The sequence below is a fragment of the Nocardia sp. NPDC058666 genome, from assembly GCF_042714895.1.
Taxonomy (GTDB): Bacteria; Actinomycetota; Actinomycetes; order Mycobacteriales; family Mycobacteriaceae; genus Nocardia.
This window is the reverse complement of the sequence record NZ_JBHXRY010000001.1, coordinates 757244-771609: the sequence shown is the minus strand read 5'-3', so window position 1 is coordinate 771609 and position 14366 is coordinate 757244. Positions and strand designations below refer to the sequence as shown.

Below are 14366 nucleotides of genomic sequence, written 5' to 3'. Positions count from 1 at the left end.
TCTGACCTGGGCGGTCGATGCCGGTCGTCTAGTATCGGCGCGTGATCATCGGGTTCGAGCGGGCGTGCGCGCCGTCGCGTGCGGTCAGCGCGCGGCTGCGTGGCGCCTGCGCGGGCTCGATGTCGGGGGCGTTGTCGTTGGCGGCGCACGGGTTGGCCGGCGGGGGTGCGTTGCCGGGGAGCACGACGATCGTGTTGTTGGCGGCGGTGTCGGCGGTGGTCGGTGCGCTGGTTGCCGGGGTCGGGCCGTTGCGTGACGGCGCGGTCGGGTTGGCGGCGGTGCTGCTGGGCGGTCAGGTGATCGGCCACACCACGATGAAGTGGTCCGGGCACGGTCATGCCGCCGACGACTCGCTCGGCCTGGCCATGCTCACCGCCCACAGCTTGGCCGCGCTGCTTGCGGCTGCGGTGATCATCGGCACCGAAGCCGCGTACCGCATCGGCAGCGCCGTCCTCGCGCGCATCCTGCCCCTGCGCTACCGCAGTCCCCGCATCCCTGACCCGGCCCCATTGCGCCTGGTCCACCGTGACCGCGTCATCCTGCGAATCTTCGCCACGCCGTCCCTGCGCACCCGCGCTCCCCCGCTCGCGATCGTTTTCTGAACCTCCCTCACCCGGCGCACGGACTTACGCCTGTGCGCTGTCTGCGCGCATCGCGACGAGCTGTCGACTGCTCTCGCGAGGCTGCGCTGGTCACCGTGTCGACGCGACTGGATGTGTCACGTCCGTGCTCGCCGGGTTCCGATACTCCAGAAGCGAATCATCATGAGCATCACAGACACTCGTCCGCCCGCGAGAGACGTCGCGCCACCGGTCACCGGCCCGCGCCGCGGCTCTCGCCTCTATCCACTGGCGCTGCGCCTGCACTTCTACGCGGGGATCTTCGTGGCCCCGTTCATCCTGATCGCCGCGCTCACCGGCGCCCTGTACGCGATCGCGCCGACGATCGAAGGTTTCGTCTCGCGTGACCTACTCCAGGTCGACACGGCAGGCCCCGCGCAACCGCTGTCGACCCAGGTCGGCGCGGCCGTCGCGGCCCGTCCCGACCTGACCCTGGTGGCCGTGGCCCCCGCCCCCAACGACGGCGACACCACCCGCGTGCTGTTCAACGACCCCACTCTCGGTGATTCCGAACGACTTTCGGTGTTCGTCGACCCGCACACCGCCCAACCGGTCGGCGAGTCCGTCGTCTACGGCAGCGGCGGTTCGCTACCCCTGCGCACATGGCTCAGCGAGTTCCATCGCAGCCTGCATCTGGGCGAATTCGGCAGGCTCTACAGCGAATTGGCCGCGTCGTGGCTGTGGGTGATCGCACTGTTCGGCCTGGTGCTGTGGGTGCATCGCGTGCGCACACGGCGGGCACGCAATTCCGCCCGCTGGCTGCTCACGCCGGACCTGTCGGCACCGAGGCGTCGAAAGATGAACTGGCACGGCACAATCGGCATCTGGATCCTGCCGGTGGTGCTGATGCTGTCGGCCACCGGCATGACCTGGTCGACCTACGCCGGCGAGAACGTCACGAAGCTGCGCGAGGAAATGAGCTGGACCACGCCCGCGGTCAGCGTCGCGCTGACCGGGCCCGCCCAGCCGGCGGGCGGTGACCACCACAGCGCAGGTCACACCGCTGCTGCCCCTGCCGATCCGGCCGCCCGCATCGCACAACTGGACCGCGTGTACGAAGCAGCCCGCGCCAACGGAGTCACCCAGGGCGCCGAGATCACCATTCCCGCAACACCCGAAAAGGCCTTCACCGTCAAGGAACTCAGACTTCCGGGCACCTACACGATCGACGCCATCGCGATCGACGGCACTACCGGCACGGTCACCGACAAGCTGCCGTTCGCGCAGTGGCCCCTGCTGGCCAAACTCACCAACTGGGGCATCGCCTTCCACATGGGCCTGTTGTTCGGCCTGCTCAACCAACTCCTGTTGCTCACGATCATGGCCGGCCTGATCACCGTGATCGTGCTCGGCTACCGCATGTGGTGGCAACGCCGCCCCACCCGCAGAACCGCGCTCCCCGTCCCACCACGGCGCGGTGCCCTACGGCGCACGTCCCGGTGGATCACCGTCCCGTTGGTCGCCGCAGCCGTCGCGATCGGCTGGTTCATCCCCCTGATCGGGTTGAGTCTGCTGGCGTTTCTGCTCATCGACGTCGCGTCGGGACTCGCCGCGCGCACCGAGCAGGCGTAAAGCTGGGCTGACAGTGCGGGCGGTTCGCCGACTCCGAGTTCGCGAAAGGGAATCGTCGCATCTGCGCGGTTCCCTTTCGTGGCGAATAGGATCTGACGATGCTGTCGCGTCGCCAACTTCTGCGTACCGGTTCGGTCGCGGCGCTGGTGGGGGTGGGCGCGGCGAGCAGCGCGCGGTTCGCTGCGCCGCGACGGCTCGGTGAACCGTTCTCCCTCGGGGTCGCGTCCGGTGAACCGACGTCCGACGGGGTCGTGTTGTGGACGCGCCTGGCTCCCGATCCGCTCGCGCCCGATGGGTACGGCGGCATGACTGTCGAACCGGTGACCGTGGATTACGAGGTCGCCGATGACGAACTGTTCACGAAGGTCGTGGCACGTGGGTCGGCGGTGGCCACTCGTGCGCTCGGGCACAGTGTGCATCCCGAGGTCTTCGGTCTGGCACCAGATCGCTGGTACTACTACCGATTTCGCGCTGGCTCGGCGATCTCACCGGTCGGCCGCACCCGTACCGCGCCGCTGCCGAACAGCCCGACGCAGCGGCTGCGATTCGCGTTCGCGTCGTGCCAATCGTGGAGTTCGGGCTACTACACCGCCTATGAACACCTCAGCGCCGAAGACCTCGACCTGGTCGTGCATCTGGGCGACTACATCTACGAATCCTCGTGGGTCCTGGCCCGGCGCGGCGCGCACATGCCACCACAACTCGCCGACGAAGCCGTGGACCTGACCGGTTACCGGTTGCGCTACGCCCAAGCCAAAGCCGAAGTGCCACTGCAGAATGCGCACGCCGCGTTCCCCTGGCTGGTCACCCTCGACGACCACGAACTCGACAACAACTGGGCCGGTGAACGCCCCGGCTTGGGGGTGGACGTCTACCGCCTGCCACCCCTGTACCGCCGCCGCAAAGCCGCCGCCTTCCAAGCCATGTACGAGCACCAACCGATGCGCCTGGCCCAACTCCCCGCGGGCCCCTCGATGCACCTGCACCGCCGGTACAGTTTCGGCGACCTGGCCGAATTCACCATGATCGACACCAGGCAGTACCGCACACCCCAGGCCTGCGGCGACGGCTCCGCGGTCATCGGCTGCACCGACCGCTTCGCCACCGACCGCACCATTCTCGGTGCGGCCCAACGCGATTGGCTGGTGAACGGCTTCGCCACCTCGCAGGCCCGCTGGCAGATCCTGGGCAACCAGGTCGCCATGGCGCAATCCGACTACGACCCCGGCCCCGGCCTGCTGCTGGGCACCGACGCGTGGGACGGCTACATCGCCGACCGCAACACCGTGCTCGGCGCCGCCACCGATCACGCGGTGGACAACCTGGTGGTGATCACCGGCGACCGCCACGAGAACTACGTCGCCGACCTACGCCGCGACTACGCCCACCCTGAATCACCGGTGGTGGCAACCGAATTCACCGGTACCTCGATCAGTACCGGCAGCGACGGCGCCGACATCACCGACGCGGGCCGCAGCCTGTTGGCCGCCAATCCGGACATGAAGTTCTACAACCGGCAGCGCGGCTACGTGCGCGTAGACCTGGATCATCGCCAGTGGCGCAACGACTTCCGCGTCGTCCCGTACGTCAGCCGTCCGGGCGCACCGATCAGCACGCGCGCGAGTTTCGTCGTCGAAGACGGCACTCCCGGTGCCGTGCAAGCCTGAGCGAGAACACCGCAACCAGCAAACCCGCGACACGGGTGCGAAATCGGTATCCGGCAATGCGCGCAACGCATCGACAGCGAGCCCGTGGACGTGTCATGATCGACTGAGTTGTAAAGGTTTTGAGCGTCGGCGGTGCCGGCTGGGGATAGTGCTCGGACAGCAACACTCGGTGCTCTCGGCCGATACTTCGAGTGATTCACCGGCCTCATTCGATCGGCGCCGTCGCGTGCGCAGCAAGATCGAGGGGGCCTGATGAGCATCAGCGTGATTCGCCACGGGACTCTGCGCTGGTGCGCGCTGCTGGCCGGGTTCGCGGGGGCCGTGTCGATCGCGCCGCTGGTCGGTGGGCGCGCGCTACCGTTTCTGTTGCTCATCGTGATTGTGGCCGGGTCGTTGGCGATGATCGGGTTCGGCCTGTACAGGCATCGTCCCGCCCACCGACTGCCCTGGTACCTGCTGGCCGCCTCGGTCCCGTTGTTCGCCACCGGCGCCGCGATCCGCGCGCTGGGCCTGCACCCGACCTGGCACCCGGCCGACGACCTGTGCACCCTGGCCGCCTACCTGTGTCTGGGCCTGGCCGCGGTCGGCTGGTTGCAGCCGCGCCGCGTCACCAACGCCCGTGACCTGTGGCTGGACTCGACACTGATCGGCCTCAGCGCACTGCTGGCATCGTGGACCTTCCTGATCTCGCCGATCCTGCGGCACGACAACGGGTTCGACACCGTGCTCGCCGCGAGCTACCCGGTGATCCACGCCCTGCTGGTCACCGTGCTCGCGCATTCGCTGACCACCGTCGTGCGGTCGGAGACTTCGCTGCGGTTGTTGCAGGCGGCGCTGATCGCGGTGTTGGTGGGCGGCCTGATCGAAAGCCTCACTGCCGCAGACACTATTGCGGTCGACCCCGAATTCGCTTTGGTGCCGCAGCAGTGGGCGTACCTGCTGGCGGGGCTGGCCGCAATACATCCGACGATGGGCGTGCTCCACGATGCCGACGAGCTCCATCCGCATCGGTCGCGGCAGCGGGCCGGGATGATCGCGGTCGCGCTGGTGGCGGCTTCGCTGATCAGTGTCGTGGGTGCCGACCTGGGCGTGGTCGACCGCGTGGTGATCTGTTCGCTGCTCACCCTGCTGCTGGTGGGCGTGCTGGTGCGCAGCGAACGCGCCATCGCCCGCAGTATGCGCAGCGAACGTCGCGCGCAATATCAGGCCGACCACGACCTGCTCACCGGACTGTTCAACCGTGCCGCCCTGCTGCGCGCACCTCACCGCTACCGCGACCAGTGGGCCGGAAAACCCCTGTGCCTGCTGTTCATCGACCTCGACGGCTTCAAAATGGTCAATGACAGCTATGGCCACGCCGTAGGCGACGAACTCATCGCCAACGCCGCCTCCCGCATCCGCCGCACCACCCACCACGCCGACATCACCGCCCGCTACGGCGGCGACGAATTCGTCGTGCTGACCCCCCGCACCCGTTCCGACGCCGCCGTGCTGGCCGAACAACTGCTCAGCGCGTTCCTTCGCCCGTTCGAACTCAGCTGCGGCGAAATCCCCATTACCGCCAGCATCGGCGTCGCCTGCGTGACCACTCGACCCACCGAGAAGACGATCTACGACCTGCTACGCAACGCCGACGCGGCGATGTACCACGCCAAGGAGTTCCGCCAGGGGTTGACCTTCCACGACGACCTCAGAAAGCCGACACCCCGCCGCCTCCACCTGCGAACCACCAACCCCACCAGCACGGCGGTCTAGTCGCCCAACTCCTCCAACAACTTTCGCGCCGCTTCCAGCTCAGCCTGTAACTGCGCCACCTTCGCCTGCTGTGCCCCGCGCGCGGCCTCCAGAATCCCGGCCACCACTTCCTCGACCTCGGGATGCAGGATCTTGGCCGCCTGCGCAACCGCCCCGCTGCTCACCGCCATCCCCTTCACCGAACGCTTCTTACCGTTGACCACATCGACAGTCCACTCACCATCGGCGGTGCCGGTGAGCGTGACGGTCACCTCGGGCACCTTGGTCTTGCGTGCCGCAGGAGCTTTCGCCGGACGCGGTGCGGCCGCGGCGGCGGGCTTCGGCGCCTCGTCGGGCACCGGGGCGAGCGACCTCGGCGCGGGCGTAGGCGCGCTCGGCAGGGTCGTCGGCTGGGTCACAGTGGTGTCCTTTCGGTTGCTGACAGCGGGAGTATTCTCCGGGCGGTTCTTGGCGGATCCGCTCGGCGCAACGGTAGTGCCGCGGGCCGGCTTGGTCAGCGTCACCTCGCTGGGGCCGAACGACAGCACATCTTTGGAACCGGTGGGCCGCACCTGCAGGAAGTCGCCCGCGGACGGATCGTCCAGGGCGATCACCTTGCCCGATTTCCCTTCGGCGACACCGACAGCGGCGGCGGTGAACCACACCATCGGCGGCTTGCCCTGCGCTAGCTCGCCTGCGATGCGCGCGAGCTCGGCCTCGGACAGTACCGGCGGTGCGGATCGACGGGATGCGGACTTGGTGCTCGGCGAGGACATCGTGGACTCCGGGGGTTGACGCTGGGTGTTCGGTGGTGTGTGGCACCGATGATGCCGCACGCCACCGACAAGTTTCCCGCCGAGCCACCATCGCGGCCCCAAAACGCCTCTCGCGACGCGAATCCGGGGCCGCCGAACGCACTCAGCGAGTGGCGTTTCCGCGCGTGGTCGGTCGAATGTTCGCACGCACCGCCGCCGCATCGCGATACCCGTTGACCGCCATCAACAGATCCGCCTCGGCCGAATAGCTGCGCAGCAGATGCACCAGACCGCGCACCCCACCCAACGCCAACGCGTACACGTACGGCCTGCCGAGGCCGACCATCGTGGCGCCAAGGCCCATCGCCTTCACCACATCGGCACCCGAACGCACCCCGGAGTCGAACAGCACCGGCACCCGGTCGTCACAGGCCGCCACTACTTCGGGCAGAGTTTCCAGCGCGCTGAGCCCGCCATTGGCCTGCCGCCCACCGTGATTGGAGCAGTAGATGCCGTCGGCGCCCAGGTCGATGGCCTTGCGCGCGTCCTCGGGATGGGAGATGCCCTTCAGGATCAGCGGCAGGTCGGTCAGCGAACGCAACCACTCGAGATCCTCCCAGGTCAGCGAGTTGCCGAAGGTCGAAATCCAGTGCAGGACAATCATCTTCGGGTCGTCGGAGCCGACCATCTTCTGGAAGACCGGGTCGCTGGTGTAGTTCTTCAGCACGTGTCCACGCAGCTGCGGGAAGTTGCCGCTGGCCAGGTCACGCGGACGCCAACCGGGCACCCAGGTGTCGAGGGTGACCGTGATTCCGGCATAACCGGCGGCCTCAGCGCGGTGCACCAAACTTTCCGCCAGCTCACGGTTTTTCGGCGTGTAGAGCTGGAAGAACGAGGGTGTGTCCCCGGCGTGCGGGCGCACGTCCTCGAGCGGGTCCTCCATCAGCGTCGAGTAGATCGCGGGTACCCCGGTCTGCGCCGACGCTTCCGCCACCGCGATGTCACCGTGGCCCCGCTCCCCGACCAGGCCGATCACCCCGACCGGCGCCAGGAACAGCGGACTGGCGAAGGTATGACCGAACGCGGTGACGGTCAGGTCGCGTTCGGTGGCGCCCACCAGCATCCGCGGCACCAGACCCCAGTCCCCGAACGCTTCGGCGTTGCGCCGCTGGGTGAGCTCGTCGCCCGCCCCACCGGCGATATAGTTCAGCAACGAATCCGGCAGTGCCGCAGTGGCTTTGCGTTCCAACGTCGCGTAGTCCATGGGAAATTCGGGCTGGATCCCACCGAGCGCGGCAAGGTAGATCTCGTTCTGATAGTCGGCGAACTGACTCATCGCAGCACTTTCGCACGCCGACTCGGGGTCACGGACCGCAGGGTGGATGTAAGGTGCGTCATACTCGAAAATACGAGAATGTGAGTGCCCGAGATTGTGAGTGCCACTGTCGTGACCGTCGTCGAACCCTCGGCCGTGCCCGCCGACCCGGACGCATTACTGGCCGACCGCTTCCATTGCGCTGCCATCCGCCACCTGACCCGCCTCGCGCTGGGGCTGTCGCAGGATTCGATGGACCTGCTGACCTCGGTCACCGATCGGCTGCGCGCCGCGGAAGGTGCGCTGCGCGACCCGCTCACCGCCGACCTCGGCTTCGACTGAGTCGAGCGGAATCGTCACCGCCGCACGGTCAGCGCAGCTAGGTCTGCCAACCGATGCGCGCGGGCGATTTCGGCGGGCGTGAACGGCTCGTCCGGCCGCACGAAACCCCAGCGGCGATCGTCGCGATCCAATTCCAGCAGCGTCCCCTCCCCCAGCCCGGTCACCGGCGCGGTCCCGGGCGCGAGATAGCGCGCACCCAGCAATTCCGCCACGGCCAGGGGCAATTCGTCCGGATCACCGACGATGCGGGCCGCGATGGCCAGCGCTTTGGTCTGCCCGTCGATCAGCGACAGCACGGTCGCGGGCCACACCCGCACCCCGGAACCGCCCGCGTGTTCCACCGCGGCGGTGATCGCGTGCGCGGTGACCTCGGTGGGCGCGGACACGACCAGTTCGTCCAGGACCGCGTCCTCGAGTTGGTGCACGTGCACGGTGAGAATGTTGGCCTCGCGATGCGCCAACTGTTTGGCCAGGGTTTCCAGCGCACCGGGCCGGTCGGCCAGGCGCACACGGATCCGCCACAGCGCGGGGGCCTCATCGATGCGGTCGCGGTGGCGTAGTTCGGGGCTGTGCAGCCACCCGCCCAGCATCCGCATCGCCGAGGGTTCGACCACCCAGATCACCAGGATCGTGGTGGTGATCGTCAGCAGGGCCACGGTCAGCAGGTAGGGCGGGTGCAGGTGGATGACCAGCGCGTGCAGCGCCAGTTCCACCGGGAACACCGCCGCGAGCTTGGCCAGGGTGAGCCTGGTCCGGCCCGGATGCGGCAGTCGGCCGCATACCTCGCAGGCCAGGGCCGTGACACGGGGTCGCACTGCGAATCGCCACATACGGGCCAGCGTGTTGGTCGTTCGTGTCGATCTTCGAAGGCGCGCGTAACAGCGACGTGAAAGCCGACGCGAAAGCCGTTGACCTGTGCGGACTTCGGTGGTGATACCGAACACCGGCACGCCCATCGTGTGATCGGAGACACCTTTTCATCGATAGGCACCGGCAACGATTGTGACTCGGCTCACCAAAATCCATTGACAAACCCACATAAGCGGGCATAAAACAACATGAGTACAGATTCACCGACCTCGAAGGAACCCATGTACGCCGAGGAACGACAGCAGGCGATCGCGACCCTGATCGGGCATCGCGGGCGCGTGTCGGTCACCGAACTCGCCGACCAGTACGGGGTCACCACCGAAACCGTGCGCCGCGACCTCGCCGTGCTGGACCGGCTCGGGGTGATCCGGCGGGTGCACGGCGGCGCGGTCGGGTCCGGTGCGCTCACCACCTTCGAACCGGGCACCGTCGAACGCGACAGCACCCGCGCCGCGGAGAAGGACCGGATCGCCGAACTCGCGCAGCGCTACCTGCCGCGCCCCGGCGGCAGCGTGCTGTTCGACGCGGGCACCACCACCGCGCGGGTGGCCGCGGCCATGCCGATCGACGTCGACCTGGTCACCGTCACCAACTCGCTGCCCGTGGCCACCCGGCTCACCGGATTCGCGGGCGTGCGCGTGCATCTGCTGGGCGGGCGCGTGCGCGGGGTCACCCAGGCCGCGGTCGGCGCCGAGACCCTGCGAGGGCTGGGCGAATTGCGGGTCGACGTGGCCTTTCTCGGCACCAACGCGTTGACCGTGCGGCACGGTTTGTCCACTCCCGACCCCGAGGAGGCGGCGGTGAAACGCGCGATGATCGCCGCCGCCGACCGGGTCGTGGTGGTGGCCGACGCGAGCAAGATCGGGCGCGAGGACTTCGTGCGCTTCGGCCTCGCCACCGATATCGACGTCCTTGTCACCGATACCGACATCCCGACCACCGCGCACGCGGACCTGGTCACCGAAGGAATCGAGGTGGTGCTCGCATGATCGTCACACTGACCGCCAACCCGAGCGTGGACCGCACGGTCACGCTCACCGAGCCGTTGCGACGCGGGCAGGTGCATCGCGCCGCGAGTGTCACGTCGCATCCGGGTGGCAAGGGCGTCAACGTCGCGCGGGTGGTGTCCGAAGGGGGCGCGGCGGTGCTCGCCGTTCTGCCGGGCGCCGAGGACGACCCGGTGGTGCACGGATTACGCACGGCGGGAATCGAATTCCGTACCGTGCCGGTGGCCGGTGGGCCACGAGTGAACTTGACCATCGCCGAAACCGACGGCACCACAACCAAAATCAACGAACCGGGTTATCCGTTGAAGGCGCGGGATCTGGCCGAGCTCACCGCGTTGCTCGTCGAATTGTCCGCGGGTGCGCAGTGGATCGTGCTGTCCGGGTCGCTGCCGCCCGGTGTTCCGGTCGACTGGTACGCGCAGCTCGTCGCGACGTTGTCCACACTGAGCTTGTCGCCCAACGGAACTCGACGCACCCGCGTCGCCGTCGACACTTCCGATGCCCCGCTGCTCGCGCTGTTCGCTGAATCTTTCGGCGCTGTCCCGGATCTCATCAAACCGAACTCCGACGAACTGGCTCAGCTCACCGGGCTCGATGCCATCGACCTCGAAAACCCCACGGCCGCAGCCGAAGCCGCTTCGACTCTGGTCGAACGTGGCGTCGGGACGGTGCTGGCCACGCTCGGTGCGGCGGGTGCGGTGCTGGTCACCGCCGAGGGCGCCTGGTTTGCCGCCGCTCCGCCGATCGTGCCCCGCAGCACCGTCGGCGCGGGCGACTCCGCACTGGCCGGTTACCTGCTCGCCGACCTGGCGGGCGCCTCCCCCGCCGACCGCCTGCGCACCGCCGTCGCCTACGGCAGCGCCGCCACCGCACTACCCGGCACCGAATTACCCGGACCGGCCGACATTCTCCTCGAGGCAGTGACTGCCGCCCCCCTCACCGCCGAACGTCCACCGGCATGAGCGCCACCCCCGAAAGCGCCGGAATCCCACCACGGTGTTCGACCGCCGTCACCACCGACTGATCCGCCCCGATATCGCGACCCCCGCCGCACCCCCACTCAGAAAGACACGACGATGGCCGACTCGATCATCACTCCCGACCTGATCGCCCTGGACGCCGACCTCGGCACCGACAAGTCCGCGGTGATCACCGCCCTAGCCGACAAGCTCGCCGCAGCCGGCCGCGCCACCGATGCCGCCGCGGTGTCGATGGCCGCGCTGGCCAGGGAGTCGCAATCGGCGACCGGCCTACCCGGCGGCATCGCGATCCCGCACTGCCGCTCGGCCGCGGTGACCACCCCATCCCTGGCCTTCGCGCGACTGTCTCCCGCGGTCGACTTCGGTGCTCCCGATGGGCCCGCCGACCTGGTCTTTCTGATCGCTGCCCCCGAAGGTGCGGGCGCCGAGCACATGAAACTGCTGTCGTCGCTGGCTCGCGCGCTGGTCCGCCCGGCATTCGTGGCCGACCTGCGCGCCGCCGCGACACCCGCGGACGTGGTCACGCTCGTCGACGGCGTCATCAATCCCCCGGCCGCGTCCGCAACATCCTCCGCGAGTTCAGCCGGAGCCTCGAGCACCGCGGCAGCCGCGAGTTCCGCCGCAGCGACGACCAGCGCCGCATCGGCAGCCGGGGGCGACTCGACTGGTGACACAAAGGCTGTCAGCATCGCGAAGTCCAACGCACCGAAGAAGATCGTCGCCGTCACCGCCTGCCCCACCGGCATCGCGCACACCTACATGGCCGCCGACTCCCTGGTCGCCGCGGGCGAACGCGCAGGCGTCGACATCGCCGTGGAAACCCAAGGTTCCAGCGGCGGCGGCAAACTCGACCCGTCCACCATCGCCGATGCCGACGCCGTCATCTTCGCCACCGATGTCGGTGTGAAGGACCGCAGCCGTTTCGCGGGCAAGCCGGTGATCGAGTCCGGCGTCAAACGCGCCATCAACGAACCCGACAAGATGATCGCCGAAGCCGTCGCGGCCAGCGACAATCCGAACGCGGCTACGGTCGGCGGTGCCGCACCCGCCCCTTCGGAATCATCGGCCAAGGGCATCGGCTGGGGCACTCGCCTCCGTCAGATCCTGCTGACCGGCGTCAGTTACATGATCCCGTTCGTCGCCGCGGGCGGTCTGCTGATCGCGCTGAGCTTCCTGCTGGGCGGCTACGAGATCTCCGACAGCGCGAAGGCGATCGTGCTGGACAACTCGATCACCGACCTGCCCGACGGCGGCCTGGCCACCTACTTCGGCGCGGTGCTGTTCCAGATCGGCTCGCTGGCGTTCAGCTTCCTGGTCCCGGCGCTGGCCGGTTATATCGCCTTCGCGATCGCCGACCGCCCCGGTCTGGCACCGGGTTTCACCGCGGGCGCCATCGCGGTGTTCGTCGGCGCGGGCTTCCTCGGCGGTCTCGTGGGTGGTCTGGTGGCCGGTTTCGCCGCGCTGTATGTCAGCAAACTGCCGGTGCCGGTGTGGGCGCGCGGACTGATGCCGGTGGTGGTCATTCCGCTGCTGGCGTCGGCGATCGTGGGCCTGTTGATGTTCGTGCTGTTGGGTAAGCCCCTTGCCGCGGTGACCAACGGGCTCACCGACTGGCTTTCCGGCCTGTCCGGCACCTCGGCGGTGGCGTTGGGTGTCATCCTGGGCGTGATGATGTGCTTCGACCTCGGCGGTCCCGTCAACAAGGCCGCCTACTCGTTCGCCGCCGCGGGCCTGTCGGTGAACGACCCCGCGACCCTGCGGATCATGGCCGCGGTGATGGCTGCGGGCATGGTGCCGCCGCTGGCGATGGCCCTGTCGACCCTGGTGCGTCCGCGCCTGTACACCGAGGCCGAACGAGAGAACGGCAAGGCCGCCTGGTTGCTCGGCGCCTCGTTCATCTCCGAGGGCGCGATCCCATTCGCGGCCGCCGACCCGCTGCGCGTACTGCCGTCGATGATGGTGGGCGGCGCGGTGACCGGCGGCCTGATCATGGCCACGCAGGTGACCCTGAGCGCCCCGCACGGCGGCATCTTCGTGTTCTTCGCGATCGGCCACATCGGCTGGTTCCTGGTCGCGCTGCTGGCAGGCACCCTGGTGGCGGCGCTGTGCGTGACCGTGGCCAAGGAATTCACCCGCAAACAGCCCGTGTCCCCCGTCCTCACCACCGCGTAATCCATTCGCACACAAGGAGATATCCCATGGCAAGCACCACCGTCACCGTCGGCTCCTCGGTCGGCCTGCACGCTCGCCCCGCGGCCCTGATCGCCGAGGCGGTCGGCGCCGCGGGCGTGCCCGTCACGATCGCCGTGTCCGGCGGCGACCCGGTCGACGCGGGTTCGGCCCTGATGATCATGACCCTGGGCGCGGGTCAGGGCGCGGAGGTCGTGATCACCAGCGACGACCAGGCGACCCTGGACAAGATCGCGGAACTGGTGGCCAGCGACCTCGACGCCTGACCCGGATAACGCGAAAGGCCCGGAACCAGTGGTTCCGGGCCTTTCGTTTTGTAGCGGGGACAGGATTTGAACCTGCGACCTCTGGGTTATGAGCCCAGCGAGCTACCGAGCTGCTCCACCCCGCGTCGGTGTGAACACAACATTACACACAGGTGCGCGTGAGTGCCAAATCGCGTGGTCAGCGTGGGTTTTCGAGGGCATTCGCGCGATCTTCACTGTGCGACACCACAGATCGAGGGCCGAAAATGTGGCAGCCGTCACAGATTCGGCGGCCACTCCCGGCCGGGTCGGCATTTCAGTGAGTGGCGTCACTATAACCCCGTGATCCCGAACACATAACGGCCCAATAACAGACCGACCGGAATCTAGGTATTCCCACTGGCTATGCACCGTAAACCTTGATAAGACGGCTATTCCATTCATAGAATTCGCTCGTTATCAAGATGTGATCGGCATCGATTCTTTGGTTAGCGTCTCCCTCATGATCCAGACCCGGAAAATCAGCACCCGTGCCCTCGGCGTCGCCGCTATCGCCGGCGCCCTGGTTGCCGCTCCGTTCGGCCTCGCCACCGGTACCGCCTCCGCAGCCTCCTACAACTGGGACGGCGTCGCCCAGTGCGAGAGCGGCGGCAACTGGGGTATCAACACCGGTAACGGCTACTACGGTGGCTTGCAGTTCTCGCAGAGCACCTGGGCTGCCAACGGCGGCCAGGGTTCGGCGCACAATGCCAGCAAGGAAGAGCAGATCCGCGTCGCGGAGAACGTGCTCGCCAGCCAGGGCGTCGGCGCGTGGCCGCACTGCGGTCAGTTCCTGCAGTCGGGCGCCTCGACTCCCGAGCCCGCCGTCGAAGAGCCCGCCGTCGAACTGCCGGTGCAGGTCCCCGCGCAGGCCAAGACCGACGTTCAGGTCGCCGTCGACCAGGCCAAGACCGCCGGTCAGGCGCTTGCCGACCAGTACGGTGTCGCGGGCCAGTACCAGGACCTGCTGAACGCCAATTCTCCGCTGATCTCCTCGATCGGCGGCTGATCCACCGTTCCCCCTGCACGA

13 protein-coding genes and 1 tRNA gene are annotated in these 14366 nt (G+C 68.0%); 10 read left to right on the top strand and 4 right to left on the bottom strand.

Annotation, left to right across the window (positions count from 1 at the left end; translation table 11 throughout):
* The first annotated feature begins 41 nt into the window (after positions 1–41).
* The 4 genes from ACFWVD_RS03470 (at position 42) to ACFWVD_RS03455 (ending at position 5614) form a co-directional block, all read left to right on the top strand.
* Complete coding sequence (locus ACFWVD_RS03470; protein WP_379240320.1) at positions 42–602, top strand: hypothetical protein; 561 nt, start codon at positions 42–44, stop codon at positions 600–602.
* 162 nt (positions 603–764) lie between these two features.
* Positions 765–2192, top strand: coding sequence for a PepSY-associated TM helix domain-containing protein (locus tag ACFWVD_RS03465; protein ID WP_379240319.1), 1428 nt, complete (start codon positions 765–767; stop codon positions 2190–2192).
* 98 nt (positions 2193–2290) lie between these two features.
* A complete protein-coding gene (locus tag ACFWVD_RS03460) occupies positions 2291–3859 on the top strand; it encodes an alkaline phosphatase D family protein (protein ID WP_379240318.1) in 1569 nt (522 codons plus the stop codon).
* Positions 3860–4111: 252 nt separating this feature from the next.
* Positions 4112–5614, top strand: coding sequence for a diguanylate cyclase (locus tag ACFWVD_RS03455; RefSeq protein ID WP_379240317.1), 1503 nt, complete (start codon positions 4112–4114; stop codon positions 5612–5614).
* Here ACFWVD_RS03455 and ACFWVD_RS03450 read toward each other — a convergent pair.
* Together ACFWVD_RS03450 and ACFWVD_RS03445 are read right to left on the bottom strand one after the other, a co-directional pair.
* On the bottom strand, positions 5611–6369 hold the full coding sequence (locus tag ACFWVD_RS03450) for a DUF6319 family protein (RefSeq protein WP_379240316.1): 759 nt from the start codon (positions 6367–6369) through the stop codon (positions 5611–5613). The two genes, ACFWVD_RS03455 and ACFWVD_RS03450, sit on opposite strands and share 4 nt — an antisense overlap.
* A gap of 142 nt (positions 6370–6511) precedes the next feature.
* Positions 6512–7684 carry an alpha-hydroxy-acid oxidizing protein gene (locus ACFWVD_RS03445; RefSeq protein ID WP_379240315.1) on the bottom strand — a complete coding sequence of 391 codons (1173 nt, stop codon included), beginning with the start codon at positions 7682–7684 and terminating at the stop codon, positions 6512–6514.
* Positions 7685–7780: 96 nt separating this feature from the next.
* On the opposite strand from ACFWVD_RS03445, the gene ACFWVD_RS03440 reads away from it, so the two are divergent.
* Positions 7781–8005, top strand: coding sequence for a hypothetical protein (locus ACFWVD_RS03440; protein WP_379240314.1), 225 nt, complete (start codon positions 7781–7783; stop codon positions 8003–8005).
* Between the two features lie 14 nt (positions 8006–8019).
* Here the strand turns inward: ACFWVD_RS03440 and ACFWVD_RS03435 are convergent, their stop codons facing one another.
* On the bottom strand, positions 8020–8835 hold the full coding sequence (locus tag ACFWVD_RS03435) for an amino acid-binding protein (RefSeq protein ID WP_379240313.1): 816 nt from the start codon (positions 8833–8835) through the stop codon (positions 8020–8022).
* 261 nt (positions 8836–9096) lie between these two features.
* Between ACFWVD_RS03435 and ACFWVD_RS03430 the strand changes: the two genes are divergently transcribed.
* The 4 genes from ACFWVD_RS03430 (at position 9097) to ACFWVD_RS03415 (ending at position 13318) form a co-directional block, all read left to right on the top strand.
* Positions 9097–9864 carry a DeoR/GlpR family DNA-binding transcription regulator gene (locus ACFWVD_RS03430; protein ID WP_379240964.1) on the top strand — a complete coding sequence of 256 codons (768 nt, stop codon included), beginning with the start codon at positions 9097–9099 and terminating at the stop codon, positions 9862–9864.
* On the top strand, positions 9861–10844 hold the full coding sequence (locus ACFWVD_RS03425; protein ID WP_379240312.1) for a 1-phosphofructokinase family hexose kinase: 984 nt from the start codon (positions 9861–9863) through the stop codon (positions 10842–10844). Before ACFWVD_RS03430 ends, ACFWVD_RS03425 begins: the two co-directional genes overlap by 4 nt.
* 114 nt (positions 10845–10958) lie before the next feature.
* Positions 10959–13034 carry a fructose-specific PTS transporter subunit EIIC gene (locus tag ACFWVD_RS03420; RefSeq protein WP_379240311.1) on the top strand — a complete coding sequence of 692 codons (2076 nt, stop codon included), beginning with the start codon at positions 10959–10961 and terminating at the stop codon, positions 13032–13034.
* A gap of 26 nt (positions 13035–13060) precedes the next feature.
* A complete protein-coding gene (locus ACFWVD_RS03415) occupies positions 13061–13318 on the top strand; it encodes an HPr family phosphocarrier protein (RefSeq protein WP_379240310.1) in 258 nt (85 codons plus the stop codon).
* Positions 13319–13369: 51 nt separating this feature from the next.
* On the opposite strand, the gene ACFWVD_RS03410 is transcribed toward ACFWVD_RS03415, so the two are convergent.
* Positions 13370–13443, bottom strand: a tRNA-Met gene (locus ACFWVD_RS03410).
* 356 nt (positions 13444–13799) lie between these two features.
* On the opposite strand from ACFWVD_RS03410, the gene ACFWVD_RS03405 reads away from it, so the two are divergent.
* The gene (locus tag ACFWVD_RS03405; protein ID WP_379240309.1) at positions 13800–14345 is read left to right on the top strand and encodes a transglycosylase family protein; all 546 of its coding nucleotides are present in this window, start codon (positions 13800–13802) and stop codon (positions 14343–14345) included.
* Positions 14346–14366 lie beyond the last annotated feature (21 nt).

Bases quoted from the DNA above. Each gene is read 5' to 3' on its own strand.
- ACFWVD_RS03405 (WP_379240309.1), top strand. From the start codon at position 13,800: ATGATCCAGACCCGGAAAATCAGCACCCGTGCCCTCGGCGTCGCCGCT.
- ACFWVD_RS03460 (WP_379240318.1), top strand. From the start codon at position 2,291: ATGCTGTCGCGTCGCCAACTTCTGCGTACCGGTTCGGTCGCGGCGCTG.
- ACFWVD_RS03465 (WP_379240319.1), top strand. From the start codon at position 765: ATGAGCATCACAGACACTCGTCCGCCCGCGAGAGACGTCGCGCCACCG.
- ACFWVD_RS03450 (WP_379240316.1), bottom strand. From the start codon at position 6,369: ATGTCCTCGCCGAGCACCAAGTCCGCATCCCGTCGATCCGCACCGCCG.
- ACFWVD_RS03445 (WP_379240315.1), bottom strand. From the start codon at position 7,684: ATGAGTCAGTTCGCCGACTATCAGAACGAGATCTACCTTGCCGCGCTC.
- ACFWVD_RS03425 (WP_379240312.1), top strand. From the start codon at position 9,861: ATGATCGTCACACTGACCGCCAACCCGAGCGTGGACCGCACGGTCACG.
- ACFWVD_RS03430 (WP_379240964.1), top strand. From the start codon at position 9,097: ATGTACGCCGAGGAACGACAGCAGGCGATCGCGACCCTGATCGGGCAT.
- ACFWVD_RS03455 (WP_379240317.1), top strand. From the start codon at position 4,112: ATGAGCATCAGCGTGATTCGCCACGGGACTCTGCGCTGGTGCGCGCTG.
- ACFWVD_RS03420 (WP_379240311.1), top strand. From the start codon at position 10,959: ATGGCCGACTCGATCATCACTCCCGACCTGATCGCCCTGGACGCCGAC.
- ACFWVD_RS03415 (WP_379240310.1), top strand. From the start codon at position 13,061: ATGGCAAGCACCACCGTCACCGTCGGCTCCTCGGTCGGCCTGCACGCT.
- ACFWVD_RS03435 (WP_379240313.1), bottom strand. From the start codon at position 8,835: ATGTGGCGATTCGCAGTGCGACCCCGTGTCACGGCCCTGGCCTGCGAG.